Consider the following 14987-nt stretch of genomic DNA (forward strand, 5'->3'; position numbering starts at 1 on the left):
GGAAAAATCCATTGCTCAATATAGAAGCGGCAATATCCACGAAAGAGAACTCTTAGATGGGTAGAAAACTTGCCTGGACAGATGAGGCCTGGAAAGACTATTTATATTGGCAAATACAGGACAAAAAAACGCTAAAACGTATAAATAAACTTATAGAAGATATTAAACGTAATGATCCCTTCAAAGGAATTGGCAAACCTGAGCCCCTAAAGGAAAATCTCTCTGGATTCTGGTCAAGAAAAATCGATGATACAAATCGCTTGGTCTATATTGTGGACGTAGATTTTTTTACTATTATTTCTCGTAGATATCACTATTAATATGCAAGACAAATTCTGGAATATCTCTCCCAATATGCCAAAAGCATTGATGCTTGCCAGACGTCAACTATCAGAGTTTGTTTGCGATGCTGTCAATCTTGAAGGGATACCGTTCACACTTCCTGAAATCCAGACCTTGCTTGAAGGCATCACAGTGGGTGGCCACAAAATATCAGATCAACAGGTTGCAATAAACCAGGCAAATACATGGAAGGCTCTGTTCAATCTCATTGAGACCGATCAATTTATGCTGACAATGGAGCAGATTTGTATGCTCCATAAAATTGCTGCCAAGGAAGAAGCACTGGAATGGGGCAATTTCAGATCAGGGGATGTAACAATAGCAGGTACAGATTATATGCCCCCGCCATCAAAGATTCTTTCCCAGATATTTAAAAAAATGTTACATAAAACTGCCTTGTTATCAGATATATATGATCAAGCCATCCATCTTTTTCTCACCATGGCACGAACCCAGTTTTTTTATGATGTCAACAAGCGTATGGGGCGTTTTATCATGAATGGATGGCTCCTGAAACATGGATTTCCAGCCATAAACCTTCCTGCAAAACGGCAGTTGGAATTTAACCAGTTAATGTTAGATTTTTACAAATCAGGAAATCAGGAATCCATGAATAACTTTTTGCGTTCATGCTTGGACAAAAGAATTATTAAAATAATGAAAGAATATTAAATTTGAGATTATTTCATCATGATTTTGATATTGCAGATATGACAAATGATTTTTAACGACCGATACTATAATGGCATTGATAACTCATATTTCAGGGAAACCCTTTGCATAATCCCTGCCCGTGGTGGTTCAAAGGGTATCCCTTTAAAAAATATAGCAGACCTTGCAGGAAAACCCCTGATTGCATATTCCATTCTTGCAGCACTTGCCACTCCTTCAATAAAGAGGCTTATAGTCTCCACAGATGATGAACGCATTGCAGAAACCGCTATAAAATATGGTGCCGAAGTGCCTTTCCTTAGGCCTTCAAACTTAGCCACAGATGATGCAATCATTGGAAAATCCATTGGGCATGTTTTAGATGAGCTGCGTGAAAGGGAAAATTACAGACCACAGGCTGTGGGAGTTTTATATCCCACAACTCCATTTCGAGATCCCGCAGTCCTGGATTTTCTTATTCAGAAACTTTTTAAAGGTTATCGGAAAGTTTTAACAGTAAAAAGAATTGATCCATCTTTAGTATATTACTATGATGATGGAGAGTCGCTTCGTCGTATGCAGCCTAAACAAAATAGCGAGTATCAATTTCGTCACTACGGCTACTTCAATGGGAATAGATGTGATAATATGGGGCATAAAGGCCAATATCTTTATGAGCTTCAAGATAAAGCCGGGCTTATGGATATTGATACCCCGGAAGATCTAAAAAGATGTGAAAACCTTATAAATCGGGGTTTTGTTTCTCTGCCATTTATGAGTAACTGCATTGTAACAAAAGAGATTGATTTTAAGAAATATATTTATACAAAAAAACATATTATATTAGCATGAAAAGAAAGCGGATTTTATTTGCATTTTTTAGTGAAGATATGTCCTATTCATCATCTATCTTTGGGATGATGGCTAAAAATAAAGGATGGGATGTTGATTTTATATATTGTCAAGAAAACATCACTGATACTTATTTACAAGAACACCTCATAAGAAATGGGATACCTGATTTGCTTGCAGTATCATTTAAGACATTAGAACGATCATCTGCTTTTCAAGTAGCTAAAATAGCTCGTTCTTTGGGATGCAAATTGATAGCTGGCGGCATTCACCCTACCGTCTGTAGCCGTGATGTATTTTGTTCACAATTATTTGATGGAATTGTTGTCGGAGATGGCCTGGGTGTCTTTAGTGATATTATGGATTCCTATAAAGTTTTGGATGGTTCAATTATTCAAGGACGAGTACATGAGAATCTACGATTGTATATTAAACGTCTTTTTTCAGATACCCAAATTGAAAATATTAAACAAAGTAAAAGTATTGAAATTTTAACATCTATGGGATGTCCTTATTCTTGCCATTTCTGTCTGTCAACGAAGAAATATATAGAATTTCCCATGGAAACTGTTGTGGATGAGATTGAAAGCCTTACCGCAAAATTTGATATCCAGCGAATAAAAATAAGAGACGATACATTTTCATCTAACTTAAAACGGATTCATCAATTTCGCAAATTATTAGAACAAAAAGGGCTATCTTTTAGTTTTAATTTACAGACACGTACCAACACATTCTCTGAAGAGATTGCCGAAGAAATGCTTAAGCTTGATGTGGAAGATTTGGGGTTTGGTGTAGAGAGTGCATCTCCAAGGATTTTGAAATTTATAAACAAGTGTGCTAAAATAAAACATGCATATCGAGCCGCAGATATCTGCAAAAAATTCGGATTGCCTTTTAAACCTAATTTTCTCTTTGGCATCCCGACTCAAGTTCAATCAGATTATGAAAGGACCATTGATTTTGTTAGAGAAACGAAACCCGATGCAATATTTTCTTATTACTTATTGCCGTTTCCTGGTTCATATTTATTTGAATATTGTATTGATAAAGGCCATCTGCCAAAAGAGTTTATGTTTGATCATTATAAAGGAGAATCCAAACGAAGTGAATACTTTAGACGATTTTTTACTACTCCAGGCCTATTAAGTAACATTGATTATTATATTGCTTCAAAATTTATGAAACAACTTACAGAGCTGGATAATTCCCGAAAAGAAAAATTGATTATTTCAAAATCAAAATCAATTGATAATAAACCCTGGATAATTTTTGGGACAGAGGATTATTTTTTTAGGGTAGCAGAAATATTATCACGTTATCAGTGGCGTAATTATCTTGGGTACTTTGATTTTCGCAAAGAAGCTTATCAAATGAGACGCAACAATAATATTCTAAAACAATTTGATTGGTCCCAAGCAGAACAACCATATGTAGTTGCTGTCACAGTTCATAAAGGAAAATATTACAATTCGGTCATTGAACCTCTACTTAGAAATAAGTTCCATTTTTTAGGTAAAATTATATCAATGTCAACCTATAATAAAAATCAATATTAACTTCTTCTTGGACAAATTATATAAAATGGCAAATCAATTATGATATACGACAAAAAAAATATAAATAGCGAAACTCTTGAAAAGGAATTAAAAAATATCTCTGTCCGTGCAGGTGTTGTAAAACTTGAAGAGACAATTCGATTCCCTAAATATTTCCAATTGGAAACAATTCGATTATGTAATTCTCATTGTACTTTTTGTACAGTGGATGTCTGGGATAAATCTGTTCCATATATCCCTGAAAAACTTTTTGAAAAAGTTATCGAAGAGATGAAAGACCATAATGATTGGATTGAAGTTGTTTCTGTTCAAAGAGCGGGAGAGCCTCTATTGGACAAAAAAATTACCGAGAGAATTAGGCGTTTAAAAGATATTGGTATCAAGAGAGTTAATCTCTCAACCAATGCTTCTTTATTAACAGAGGATAAAACAAAAGAGCTTATTGATGCGGGTTTAGATGAAATCATGTTTTCCATTGATTCAGTTGACAGGGAAACTTATAGCAAAATGAGAATAGGCCTTGATTTTGATACTGTTGTTAAAAACATTCGGACATTTTTCCGTATTCGTGCGGAGATGAACTCCAATATTTTGGCAAGAGTACGAGGTATCTCTTTTTATGATGTAAATAGTTTACAAGATCAAGGTAAGTTAAAAAAGTGGGAAAATTTTTGGAATGAGCTTAAACGACCGGGTGATCGTATTTATATGAAACAGGTTCACAATTGGGGAAATCAAAAAACGTGGGAAGAATATACCTTTGAAGAACCGTGGGTATATCATCCATGTGTCTTAATGTGGACAACAATGCATATAACGACAATGGGTAAAATTGCCATGTGCCCTATAGATTTTGATGCAAAGGTTGTTATGGGAAATCTCTGGGAACAAACCATTAAAGAAATATGGCAAGGTCATATATTTACAAAATTTCGCAAACTTCATTCCCGAGGAAAAAGAAACGAATTAGATTATTGCCAAGGATGTCGATTATTTGACAGTGATTTTACCTTAGAAAGCCTGGAAAAAAATCAATGAATGGCTAAGATATGGCATTGATATGAAACATGCTGAAATAAAAAAATGTACAGACAAGGATTTGGTAAGCTTGTTTAAAATGTTCAAAGACATCTATAAAGCAAATCCTAATTTACAAAATAAAGCTTATTTTGATTGGCAATATAAATATACACCATTTTCAAAAAATCAGTCAGAGTATACTTTTTATATCCAAAAAGAGAACAATAAAATTGTTGCCTTTTTAGGTTATCTTCCCATTGAATACCGCTATGATCAAAAAATATTCAATGGGTGTTGGCTGTATAATTGGTATTCGACCTCCCAATCTATGGCTGGATTGAAGTTACTTATCCATATGTTAGAAAAATTTGATAATTTATTTCTTTATGGAATGACCCCTACTGCAACAGCTATCTATTCACGTTTTCAAATTCCTATTCTCAATGAAATGCCTCGTTTTTTAGCTATTCTTGATGAACATGGTTGCATCAAAAATATTAAATGTCAAAATAGAAAAGATTTAACAAAGAGTTCAGTAGCCTTAAGTCGATATAAAGATTCTGGTAATATTAAACAAGTTGAAAGATTTGACCCGGAAGAAGAATTTCTGTTTGAAGAGTGGGAAGATTTAAAAGGGTATTGCCGTCGAACCGGAGCTTTTCTCAATTGGCGTTTCTTGGATATTCCAAATCATAATTATAAATGTATCTATCATCTACAAGGTGGTTATGCTGTTTATCGCATTGAGCCTATCATGTATCAAAATGCCAGTGTAACACGATTAATTGAGTGGAATTTCAAAGGAAAAAATGCTGAACATGCACTGGCTTATATCATTAAGGACAGTAAGAAAAAAAGTAGCATCCTTATAGATTTTTTTTCAACATCTGACGCTGTTGGGAAGGAATTAAAAAGATTAGGCTTCATTCATGAGCAAGAAGCTAGGAAAAAACGAATACCGTATCTTTTTCGGCCACTTTTTTTAATAGAAAAAGGTATTTCAGTGGGAATATATCAAGCACCTCAAAATACGAAACGACATGTTAATTTTAATCATTGGTATATTACCAGTGGTGATGGCGATATGGACAGAATTAAACTATAATGGACATAGCGGGTCATCATTAAAATCTGGATCACCGTCACAATCTAATGAATAAAGCTTTTTTGAAAGCAAAGCGTTTTACAAGAATATTCTAAAAAACTATAAATTATGGGTAGTGCTAAATATGTAGTGGCTTGTCAGTCTAACACTCTTTATTAGTCTCAAGTAAGATTAAAACCCCCGCCTTTAGGCGGGTAGATTTATCACTCCCAATCTGATATTCCATAACCCAGTAAGGAGGGAGGTTTTATGGAATACCGATATGGAAGTCATACAGTTTTTAATATAGAGTATCATTTTGTTTGGGTGACAAAGTACCGTTATCATGTTTTGAAAGGTGATGTAGCGTTAAGAGTTAGAGAACTTGTTCGACAAACTTGTGAGGCTTTTGAAATTTCTATCATAAGCGGTGTCGTGAGCAAAAATCATGTTCATATCCTCGTGTCGGCACCGCCAACTATGGCACAGAGTGAAATTATGCGTCGAATCAAAGGCCGGACGTCTAGTAAACTTTTCCAGGAATTTCCTATGATCAAAAAAAGATATTGGGGACGTCATTTCTGGGCACGAGGCTATTTCTGTGCTACATCGGTTCAGGTAACGGATGAGATGATACAGAATTATCTCGAACATCACTTTGAACCCAATAAAAATGATAATTTCAAAACGGAATCCTAACGGGTCTTATGACCCGTATCCGTGCTTTCAGCACTTGATTTAAACCCACCGGCTTTTAGCCGGTGGTTGTTTAGTTATAGATACTCGATATATACTCCACCACTATCAGTTATGGACTATCAAATTATGGAATCAATTAATACAATCATATCGAACGTTTTTAAACTTCAGGAAGAGGAAATACATGATAATCTTGGCCCTAACGATATTGATAAATGGGATTCTTTGGGACAAATGAATCTTATTATGAAACTTGAAAAGAAATTCAATATCAAATTTGAGATCGCCGAGATGTTTGAAATATGTATCGTGGGAGATATAAAAAATATTTTAAAAAGAAAAGGTATTATTATTTCAGAATGAATCAGATCGATAAAATTGAGAATTGTTTATCTTTTAGTGATATATTACGTTACCATTCTGTTCATAATTCTGATAAAATTATTATTTATGACAGATATATGAAAAAGCAATATTCTTTTAAGGAATTAGACAAATACGTTGATAAATGTGTTTGTTTACTCAAAAAAAAGGGATGTAATATCGGTGATATCGTATCTTTAGTACTAAATAATTGCTTTGAGTATTTTATTTTATTTTGTGCTGCACTGCGTATAGGCTTAATTATAAATCCTTTTCCTTACAATTTAAGCTCTAAAGATCTCCATAAATACTTTAATTATATAAATCCCAAGTTAATATTTTGTAAAAATAAGCACTATAAAGATTTGATAGCCAAAAAATGGCCTGCACAACTCATAAAAGACCAAGGAGATGATAGCTTTTTAAATACCCTACTCTCCCAACAGATTATTCAATTTACAGATTTTACACCACAAAAAAAAGAGGTTGCATCTCTTTACTACTCTTCCGGAACGACTGCTAATCCCAAAGGAATCCTTTACTCACATGCTAACATGATTGCACTGATTTCATCTTTGGTAAGGGGGTTTGAATTCACTGAAAATGATTGCCATTTGATCGCTTTGCCATTGGGACACACGGCATCCATCAACTACTCTTTTTTACCCTCTCTCTACTGTGGCTCTTCAATTGTTTTATGTGATTCTTATTGGAAAATAAGATCAACGATATGGGAGATTGTAGAAGAATATATAAGGTGACTTACATGGAAGTAGTACCCTCAGTACTATTTTCACTTTTGAATACACCCTATAAAAATTATGATCGCTTACGTATACCCCATTTGAACTATATTGGATGCGGTTCTGCCCCACTACCTATTGAAATACAAAAAAAGACAGAAAAAAAATTTGGTCTTGCTGTTGGAAATCTCTATGGATTGTCAGAAACTGGCCCTACCCATGTGGATAATCCAACCAAAGATGGATGGCAAGAAGGTAGTATTGGAAAACCTTTAGATGTAAATGATGTAAAAATATTTAATGATGATGGTAAGGAAGTTGCTCCCGGAAAAATAGGAGAAATTGCCATCAAAGGTCCAAATGTATTTATAGGTTACTATAAAAATGCAGAGGCCTACAACTGTGTTATGAAAAATGATTATTTTTTAACAGGTGATTTAGGTTTTCAAGATGAAAAAGGAGTATTTTATTTTATCGAACGAAAAAAGGATCTAATTATCAAAGGGGGGGGTTAATATTTTTCCTGGAGAGATTGATGAAGTTTTGTTTTCTTATCCGCAAACAAAAGAGGCAATGACAGTTGGTATTCCAGATACTTATTTAGGCGAAAGCATTAAAAGTTTCATAGTCCCTAAGGATAATGAAGTAATTGATATAAATGAATTGAAGCATTTTGTGCTTGATCGATTAGGCGATTTTAAATGTCCTAATGAATTTAAAATTGTTGATGATATACCTAAAGGTCCTTCTGGAAAATTGTTAAGGCGGAAATTGAGAGAAATGGATAAATGATAACTAACTCATTTAAAAAGGAATTGCTAACAGCACAATCAGCGGCACTTGCGGCTGGTAAAATCCAGACAGCTCTGTTTCATAAAAGCAATCAGGTAATAAGAAAAAGCCCTAAAGAGTTTGTAACCACTGTGGATATGAATGCACAAAAAGAGATTGAACTAATTTTAAACCATGACTTTCCCGCTTATTCGCTCTTCACAGAAGAAAAGGTTGTCCAGGGTAAGTATCCTGAGAATGAAAGATTCTGGATTGTTGATCCTTTAGATGGAACACATAATTATATTGCACGATTACCGTTTTATGGAGTTTCCATAGCTCTTATGGAAAAAAAACAGTTTCTTGTCGGAGTAATCTATCTTCCTGCATTTGACAAATTGTTCCATGCTGTCAAAGGTGAAGGGGCATATTGCAATGAAAAAAAAATATCTGTTTCAAAGAATGGTGATTTGTCCAAGAGTATGGTTGCCTATGATAATCAGTTTTATTTAGATCAAAAGATATTTGACAATTATAAAAAATTAATACAAAACACATTTACAACACGCATCTTGGGTTCAGCTGTTTGTGATATTTGTCTTATTGCTTCTGGTGACATTGACGCACGTATATGGAACAAGACTAAACTTGTTGATATTGCTGCTGGCGTTACAATCCTGCAAGAGGCAGGTGGCTCAATAACAGATTTCAAAGGAAATCCAGTATCGCTTTTTCCAAGCGATGTTATCGCTTCTAACGGCAAAGTCGATAGACAATTAATGAATTTATTCTAATTATAAAGGGGCTATTATTGAGAGCACTGTTTTTATGCTCTAAAAATCCGGTATCATGAAAAATTTTTAAATATATAAAGGAATATAGAGCTTATGAAACCATTAATTGGAATAACTCTGGGGGATCCTGCCGGAATCGGATCAGAAATTACAATTAAAATGTATGCAAATGAAGATATTACCTCAATTTGCAGGCCAATTGTTATTGGCTCTAAAGTTTGTTTAGAAGATATTAAAGCCCGTCTTGAAAACACTACATTACAGATCAAAAGTATCACAAATCCAGAACAATATATTGAAGACAGTAATATTATCAATATAATTGATTTGAATAATATGACAAATGAGGACTTAGAATATGGAAAGGTAAGTAGAAAATCAGGACGTGCATCAGGTGAATACATTGAAAAAGCTATCAATCTTGCTATGGATAAAAAAATTGATGCAATAATCACTAACCCGATTCATAAGGAGTCTTTTAAATCAGGCGGCTATGGCGAAAAATATGCAGGGCATACAGAGATGTTAGCGGATTTAACAGGGACAAAAGATTACACCATGATGCTGGTGGCTGAAAATTTGAGAATTGTCCATGTTACAACCCATGTTTCTCTACGCCATGCACTTGATATGATGAAAAAAAAGCGAATCTTATCGGTTATTAAAATAGCAAATGAAGCATGTCAGGAACTGGGAATTAAACTCCCCCATATTGGTGTAGCAGGAATCAATCCCCACTGTGGTGATGGTGGAATGTTTGGCACAGAAGAAATAGAAGAGATCATTCCTGCTGTTGAAGAAGCCAAAGCCCTTGGATTCAATGTCACAGGGCCTGTACCTGCAGATACTGTATTTGCTATGGCAAAAGGAGGAGGTTTTGATGTGGTTGTTGCGATGTATCATGATCAAGGGCACATCCCATGTAAAACCATTGGCTTTCAATGGGGTCCTGAAAATAAAGGATGGGGAGCTATGCGAGGGGTAAATATAACATTTGGTTTACCTATTATTCGAACCTCTGTTGACCATGGAACTGCTTTTGGTAAGGCTGGAAAGGGAAAGGCTGACTATCATTCACTGTGGGATGCCGTTCACTATGCCATTCGCATTGCTGCAAACAGAGCAAAAAATAGCCATTAAATCAAAAAACATTTGTGGGTAGAGAAGAGAGATATTTATGGCTGAAAAATCAGTCTTTGGCAATAAAAATTTTGATTTAAACATCGAATGTCGGATTAGTGAAGTATTCGAGAAATTTAATATATCACCTACCGAAGCACTCAAACATTTTCCTGTTTTTTCCCGAAGAGTTGACCTTAGAAGGTTCCTTGCCCATTATGAGCTCTTTAAATTAAGTGCAGACTTACCTGGTGATATTGTAGAGTTAGGAGTTTTTAGGGGGCTTTCTTTAATGTCCTTTGCTAATTTCCTTGAAATTTTTAACTGTACAAATCGAAGAAAACGTGTAATTGGCTTTGATACATTTAAAGGTTTTGTAAATATCAATAACAAAGATTTATCTAAAAAAAATGATTCAGACAAGCAAGCTGGTGATTTTGATGCTTCTAACTATTATGAATGTTTAAAGGAAGCCATCACTATCTTTGACGAAGATCGTTTTATACCCTGGAAAAAAAGAATAGAGCTTTTTAAAGGGGATATCTGCAAAACGATACCTGCTTATATTGAAAAAAATCCAGGGCTTAGGATTTCCTTGCTTCATTTTGATTGTGACTTATATGATCCTACAAAAATAGGTTTAAAAGAATTATTCCCTCTTGTTGTCAAAGGAGGAGTTGTGATTTTTGATGAATACGGAGATGTTAATTGGCCAGGTGAATCTGAAGCTGTGGATGAATATTTAAAAGATAAAAGTTATGTTGTTAAGCAGTTTAAATGGTCACCTATACCAGGAGGTTATTTAATTAAATAATCGGAGTTATATTGTGACGCAAAAAAAATTGATTATAATATTTGGTGCTAGTTCAGCTGGTAAACGTGCTTTAAATTTTTTTAGCAAAACGCATGACATTCTGTGTTTTGTGGATAATGACTCACAAAAGCAAAAAAATAAATTTTTGAATAAAAATGTTATTAGCCCAGATGAAATCAAAGATCTGAACTGGGATAAAATTATGATCGCCAGCATATACAGTTCTGAAATAAAGTATCAATTAATAGAAATGGGCATACAGGAAAGCCTCATTGACTGTGTTTCTGACGATATAATTCATGGATTTCCAGGAAGAGTTAGAGGCGTTTATCATTTTTTTTGTAAGTTAATTAGTAGATTGAAGTCCCGAATAATTTTTCTACTGTGGCGATCTACCATTCCACACATTTCATTTTTTATGAATGAACTTGGTATCTATTTTCTTGTTTGGTCCAAAAAACTGCTTCACCTCTTAGGTTCAGGAATTCCGATTCAAAACTATCCGGATCGACTGTTGACACTGCATAAAAAAATTAGATATGAGCAAAACCGTTATAATCGTGAATATGAACATTTGAAGTATTTTGGAAAATATCCACTCCAAGGATTAGCCCTTTTAGGCATTTTTGGTGGTCGTGGTACAGAAGAACGATTTGACGATTACAGATTAAACAATATTATTCATGAAAACGATAGAATTTTAGACATTGGTTGTGCAAACGGGTTTATGACTCTTTACACTGCTTTTCGTACAGGATGCCAGGCAGAAGGCATCGACATTAATCCACACTTGATTAAAATAGGACAATATTGCACTGATTTTCTAAAATTAACTGATTGTGTACATCTTCATGTAAAAGATTTTCAAATGTTTGAAGCGAATCATAAGTACTCAGTGGTTTTTTCCTTTGCTGCTCATCACACATGGGACAATAGACACAGACCAGATTTTGACCAATATATAAAAAAAATCTACGACTTGCTAAGTGATAACGGATATTTATTATTTGAAACGCATTCATCTGAAGTAGGAACAACTGAATTTTATCAAAAAATGAAACGACAAGGCAATTTGTTTTCATGTATAAATAGTACAAAATTTTGGAATGAATATCCCTGTCGGCGAGAATTTTTCGTAATGAAAAAAATCCCATCCCTAAAAGCACAGCCTAAAAAAGGAGAAATTTAAAATTGCGAAATAAAAAAAATTAACCTTTCTGTTTTTTACTGAAGATATGTCGTATTCGGCTTCATGTCTCTCACATATTGCTGCAGAAAAAGGATGGGCATATGAACTTATTTTCATTGAAAATTCAGCAACTGATGATGAAATCAAAGAACAATTGATGATAAACGGAAGACCAGATCTTGTAGCGATAACTTTCAAAACATATGAAAGAACGATGGCTTTCAAATCTGCTTCTGCTGCAAAGGAACTTCAATTGATCGTAGTGGCTGGTGGTGTACACCCCACAACATGTCCAGATGATTTATTAAATAGTGGGTTGTTTAATATAATTGTCTCTGGTGATGGACTGGGTGTTTTTGAAGAAATCCTGGATTCCTATAAACACTTAAACGGAATCATTTATGGCAAAAACCACAAAGACCGTACAAAATACGTAAAACGGGTATTTTCAAAATCACAAAAAAAAATCATAAAAGAAAGTAGAAGTATTTTAATGTTAACTTCAAAAGGATGCCCATACTCCTGTAGTTATTGCTCGTCCAACAAGAATTTCTTCACTTTTCCACTTGAAGCAGTCGTGGACGAAATTGTCAGCCTGAAATCACAATATAATATAAACCATATTATATTTGCAGATGAGACCTTTTCATTTAGTGCCCATAAAATCAAATCATTCCGAAAAATGCTTCAGTCAAGAAATCTCTCTTTTTCGTTTAGCCTTCAAACCCGGGCAGATTGTTTTTCAGAGGAGATAGCAGAAGAAATGGTGAAGCTTGGTGTTGAACATCTAAGTTTCGGCATAGAATCTGCTTCGCCTAAGATGCTGGATTTTCTGAATAAAAATATGCCAATAGAATGTTTATACAAGTCAAAGTCAATCTGTAGTAAATTTAATTTGCCTTTTTATGTCAACTTAATATTAGCAATTCCTACTCAAAACGTAGAAGATTATGAAATGACACTCAAGTTTGTAAAAGATACGAAACCAGATAAAATCAATGCCTGTTATTTCATCCCTTTTCCAGGAACACCTTTGTTTGACTATTGTCTTGAAAACGATCTATTGCCCCGGGATTATAATCTTGATAACTACCTTGGTTATGATCCTGTAAAATCGCCAGTCAATGACGTTATGAGCCAAAAAGGTACTCTTATTGGGGTTGATTATAATTTGGCGTCACATTACATGGATGAAATCATGAAGTACGATTTTTTATGGAAACGTGATTTTGTGCTTAATAAGTTGAACGAAATTGATTCACAAGGAAAAAAGTGGATAATATATGGAGCATATGACTATTTTTATAGAGTTCTTGAAATGATATCCAGTAAACATTGGGAAAATTTTTTAGGTTATCAAGATGTTTCAGGGGGGTTTTTTGAAGCAAGACACCAAGGACTTACTTTACCACGGTACGATTGGAACAGCTTGCAGAAACCCAAAATAGTCATAACAACTACGCACAAAAATAAATATTTCACAGATGTTATTGAAGCTACATTGAGAAATGATTATGGATTTTACGGTACAATAGAGAGTGTTGCCACTATAGGGATTAATGCTTGTAAATAGAAGCACTTTTAATGAATGCAAACCAACCATTACTTGTCACGACTTTTCTTGCTAATACTCCGGAAGAAGCGGACTGCTTGCTATCTTCTGATTACGGTCAACCGCTATATCTTCGCATATTGGAAACAATGAGCAAATGTCATGGAATGGAAAAAGTCGTTATCTCTAATATCTCACAATGTGAATCCATGGCACAAAAATATCATTTTAGACACTTAAGGCCGATCGGGAATCTATCTGTACAACCATTGGCAACATTACACTCCTGTATCACAGCTTCAAAATTCAATAATATATTCTCCTATAAAAATCCGATTATAATATTAGATTGTCGTTTCCCCTTTATTTCAACCCAAACAATAGCTAATGCATTAAAGGAATATAGAAAACGCGATTGCGAATTATTAATTTCCGTGTCTACAGCCAATGACAATCCAATTCAAATTCATCAAGGGAATAAGCTTATTGAAATGGGTTTGATTTCCTTTATTGATAACCCTCAAAAGCCTCCTAAATGGCTTACAAACTTTAACATGCAATACCAAAAAAATGACAAGAATTACAAAACGACATTACCTTTACCAATTCAATGGAAAAACTTAAGCATTTATGGAGAATTGAAACCCGGTCACATTGCTGCCTTATGCCAAATGAGTTTTAACCCAAATTCTACATACCGATTTTTAACGATTGAATATCTAAAATATTTTTATGTGTCAAAGTCATCTATACTGGGCTATTATAGACGTGAAAACGAATCTTTAGGAAGGTGTCTTATTAATAGTGACCTTTTAATCCAACATCCTTATTTTAGAACCGTTGGAATCCCCCCTTTTACAAATTTAAATTTTATCCATACAGTATGCATAAAAAATAAAAAAGACGATTCATCACTCTATTTAACTTTTCCAAAGTTGGATTTACCTATAGATGCAACTGTTCGTATCTGGCCATATAAGAATGGAAAAATCAAAAATAAAAAGACCATTGAAATCCCGTTAGCAAACAAAAAAAACTTATTTGCCGCCAATAATGATGCTAAGCAAATATTTGGCACCCTAATCAAATTGCCTTCAATTATTTCCAGGCAAATTGATGGTTTTTCATACGCAATCTTTTCGCCTAACAATACAGAGCCTGATTTTATGGAACCAGTAGCATTTGCTAATTATCCCTATTCCTATGATGGTACCTCCAGACAATATATCAATCAATCAGGTGAGAGTATTAGAGGAAGACAAAATTTTGAAAAAATTTTTACAAGTAATTCTTCAATCATGATTATGAAAAAAAATAAAATTTTAGAAGTAGCTGTGACTTCAATTAATAATTCAGTTGTCAGTCCATTTCAAATTCCTGAGAACGAATCATTTATAGTGGAAAGTTTATTTGACCTGGCCCAACTATAGTGAAC

At 34.2% G+C, this 14987-nt stretch carries 17 protein-coding genes; all 17 read left to right on the forward strand.

Translation table 11 applies throughout. The annotated features are described in order from the left end of the window. Positions 1-56: 56 nt before the first annotated feature. The 17 genes from MTBBW1_RS25800 (at position 57) to MTBBW1_RS25880 (ending at position 14982) form a co-directional block, all read left to right on the forward strand. On the forward strand, positions 57-320 hold the full coding sequence (locus MTBBW1_RS25800) for a Txe/YoeB family addiction module toxin (protein ID WP_080809471.1): 264 nt from the start codon (positions 57-59) through the stop codon (positions 318-320). Positions 321-354: 34 nt separating this feature from the next. Then, the gene (locus MTBBW1_RS25805) at positions 355-1014 is read left to right on the forward strand and encodes a Fic family protein (RefSeq protein WP_245809567.1); all 660 of its coding nucleotides are present in this window, start codon (positions 355-357) and stop codon (positions 1012-1014) included. 45 nt (positions 1015-1059) lie between these two features. Continuing rightward, the gene (locus MTBBW1_RS25810) at positions 1060-1845 is read left to right on the forward strand and encodes an acylneuraminate cytidylyltransferase family protein (protein WP_080809477.1); all 786 of its coding nucleotides are present in this window, start codon (positions 1060-1062) and stop codon (positions 1843-1845) included. Further along, complete coding sequence (locus MTBBW1_RS25815) at positions 1842-3404, forward strand: B12-binding domain-containing radical SAM protein (RefSeq protein ID WP_080809481.1); 1563 nt, start codon at positions 1842-1844, stop codon at positions 3402-3404. Before MTBBW1_RS25810 ends, MTBBW1_RS25815 begins: the two co-directional genes overlap by 4 nt. Positions 3405-3443: 39 nt before the next feature. Further along, positions 3444-4442 carry a radical SAM/SPASM domain-containing protein gene (locus MTBBW1_RS25820; protein ID WP_080809484.1) on the forward strand — a complete coding sequence of 333 codons (999 nt, stop codon included), beginning with the start codon at positions 3444-3446 and terminating at the stop codon, positions 4440-4442. 22 nt (positions 4443-4464) lie between these two features. Next, the gene (locus MTBBW1_RS25825; RefSeq protein ID WP_080809487.1) at positions 4465-5529 is read left to right on the forward strand and encodes a hypothetical protein; all 1065 of its coding nucleotides are present in this window, start codon (positions 4465-4467) and stop codon (positions 5527-5529) included. 249 nt (positions 5530-5778) lie between these two features. After that, positions 5779-6207 (forward strand): IS200/IS605 family transposase, encoded by a 429-nt coding sequence (gene tnpA / locus MTBBW1_RS25830; RefSeq protein WP_080809489.1) that lies wholly within the window; start codon positions 5779-5781, stop codon positions 6205-6207. 126 nt (positions 6208-6333) lie between these two features. Beyond that, positions 6334-6570 carry an acyl carrier protein gene (locus MTBBW1_RS25835; RefSeq protein ID WP_080809492.1) on the forward strand — a complete coding sequence of 79 codons (237 nt, stop codon included), beginning with the start codon at positions 6334-6336 and terminating at the stop codon, positions 6568-6570. Beyond that, positions 6567-7331, forward strand: a complete 765-nt coding sequence (locus MTBBW1_RS30120; protein ID WP_186441721.1) for an AMP-binding protein — start codon at positions 6567-6569, stop codon at positions 7329-7331. The genes MTBBW1_RS25835 and MTBBW1_RS30120 overlap by 4 nt, the downstream gene beginning before the upstream one ends. A 5-nt stretch (positions 7332-7336) precedes the next feature. After that, on the forward strand, positions 7337-7828 hold the full coding sequence (locus MTBBW1_RS30125) for a class I adenylate-forming enzyme family protein (RefSeq protein ID WP_186441722.1): 492 nt from the start codon (positions 7337-7339) through the stop codon (positions 7826-7828). A gap of 16 nt (positions 7829-7844) precedes the next feature. Then, positions 7845-8105 carry an AMP-binding enzyme gene (locus MTBBW1_RS25850; protein ID WP_281255696.1) on the forward strand — a complete coding sequence of 87 codons (261 nt, stop codon included), beginning with the start codon at positions 7845-7847 and terminating at the stop codon, positions 8103-8105. Further along, on the forward strand, positions 8102-8878 hold the full coding sequence (locus tag MTBBW1_RS25855) for an inositol monophosphatase family protein (RefSeq protein WP_080809503.1): 777 nt from the start codon (positions 8102-8104) through the stop codon (positions 8876-8878). The genes MTBBW1_RS25850 and MTBBW1_RS25855 overlap by 4 nt, the downstream gene beginning before the upstream one ends. Positions 8879-8971: 93 nt before the next feature. After that, positions 8972-10018, forward strand: a complete 1047-nt coding sequence (gene pdxA, locus MTBBW1_RS25860) for a 4-hydroxythreonine-4-phosphate dehydrogenase PdxA (RefSeq protein WP_080809506.1) — start codon at positions 8972-8974, stop codon at positions 10016-10018. Between the two features lie 37 nt (positions 10019-10055). Continuing rightward, the gene (locus MTBBW1_RS25865; RefSeq protein WP_080809509.1) at positions 10056-10811 is read left to right on the forward strand and encodes a TylF/MycF/NovP-related O-methyltransferase; all 756 of its coding nucleotides are present in this window, start codon (positions 10056-10058) and stop codon (positions 10809-10811) included. Between the two features lie 13 nt (positions 10812-10824). Next, the gene (locus tag MTBBW1_RS25870) at positions 10825-12000 is read left to right on the forward strand and encodes a class I SAM-dependent methyltransferase (protein ID WP_080809512.1); all 1176 of its coding nucleotides are present in this window, start codon (positions 10825-10827) and stop codon (positions 11998-12000) included. A gap of 46 nt (positions 12001-12046) precedes the next feature. Next, on the forward strand, positions 12047-13573 hold the full coding sequence (locus MTBBW1_RS25875) for a B12-binding domain-containing radical SAM protein (protein ID WP_080809514.1): 1527 nt from the start codon (positions 12047-12049) through the stop codon (positions 13571-13573). Positions 13574-13584: 11 nt separating this feature from the next. Beyond that, complete coding sequence (locus MTBBW1_RS25880) at positions 13585-14982, forward strand: glycosyltransferase family protein (RefSeq protein WP_080809517.1); 1398 nt, start codon at positions 13585-13587, stop codon at positions 14980-14982. The last annotated feature ends 5 nt before the right edge of the window (positions 14983-14987 follow it).

This window comes from Desulfamplus magnetovallimortis (assembly GCF_900170035.1).
In the GTDB taxonomy this organism is placed as follows: Bacteria; Desulfobacterota; Desulfobacteria; order Desulfobacterales; family Desulfobacteraceae; genus Desulfamplus; species Desulfamplus magnetovallimortis.

What these genes read in the sequence shown, in the direction of transcription:
- MTBBW1_RS25800 (WP_080809471.1), top strand. Translation starts at nt 57, where the DNA reads ATGGGTAGAAAACTTGCCTGGACAGATGAGGCCTGGAAAGACTATTTA.
- MTBBW1_RS25805 (WP_245809567.1), top strand. Translation starts at nt 355, where the DNA reads ATGCCAAAAGCATTGATGCTTGCCAGACGTCAACTATCAGAGTTTGTT.
- MTBBW1_RS25810 (WP_080809477.1), top strand. Translation starts at nt 1,060, where the DNA reads ATGATTTTTAACGACCGATACTATAATGGCATTGATAACTCATATTTC.
- MTBBW1_RS25815 (WP_080809481.1), top strand. Translation starts at nt 1,842, where the DNA reads ATGAAAAGAAAGCGGATTTTATTTGCATTTTTTAGTGAAGATATGTCC.
- MTBBW1_RS25820 (WP_080809484.1), top strand. Translation starts at nt 3,444, where the DNA reads ATGATATACGACAAAAAAAATATAAATAGCGAAACTCTTGAAAAGGAA.
- MTBBW1_RS25825 (WP_080809487.1), top strand. Translation starts at nt 4,465, where the DNA reads ATGAAACATGCTGAAATAAAAAAATGTACAGACAAGGATTTGGTAAGC.
- tnpA (WP_080809489.1), top strand. Translation starts at nt 5,779, where the DNA reads ATGGAATACCGATATGGAAGTCATACAGTTTTTAATATAGAGTATCAT.
- MTBBW1_RS25835 (WP_080809492.1), top strand. Translation starts at nt 6,334, where the DNA reads ATGGAATCAATTAATACAATCATATCGAACGTTTTTAAACTTCAGGAA.
- MTBBW1_RS30120 (WP_186441721.1), top strand. Translation starts at nt 6,567, where the DNA reads ATGAATCAGATCGATAAAATTGAGAATTGTTTATCTTTTAGTGATATA.
- MTBBW1_RS30125 (WP_186441722.1), top strand. Translation starts at nt 7,337, where the DNA reads ATGGAAGTAGTACCCTCAGTACTATTTTCACTTTTGAATACACCCTAT.
- MTBBW1_RS25855 (WP_080809503.1), top strand. Translation starts at nt 8,102, where the DNA reads ATGATAACTAACTCATTTAAAAAGGAATTGCTAACAGCACAATCAGCG.
- pdxA (WP_080809506.1), top strand. Translation starts at nt 8,972, where the DNA reads ATGAAACCATTAATTGGAATAACTCTGGGGGATCCTGCCGGAATCGGA.
- MTBBW1_RS25865 (WP_080809509.1), top strand. Translation starts at nt 10,056, where the DNA reads ATGGCTGAAAAATCAGTCTTTGGCAATAAAAATTTTGATTTAAACATC.
- MTBBW1_RS25875 (WP_080809514.1), top strand. Translation starts at nt 12,047, where the DNA reads ATGTCGTATTCGGCTTCATGTCTCTCACATATTGCTGCAGAAAAAGGA.
- MTBBW1_RS25880 (WP_080809517.1), top strand. Translation starts at nt 13,585, where the DNA reads ATGAATGCAAACCAACCATTACTTGTCACGACTTTTCTTGCTAATACT.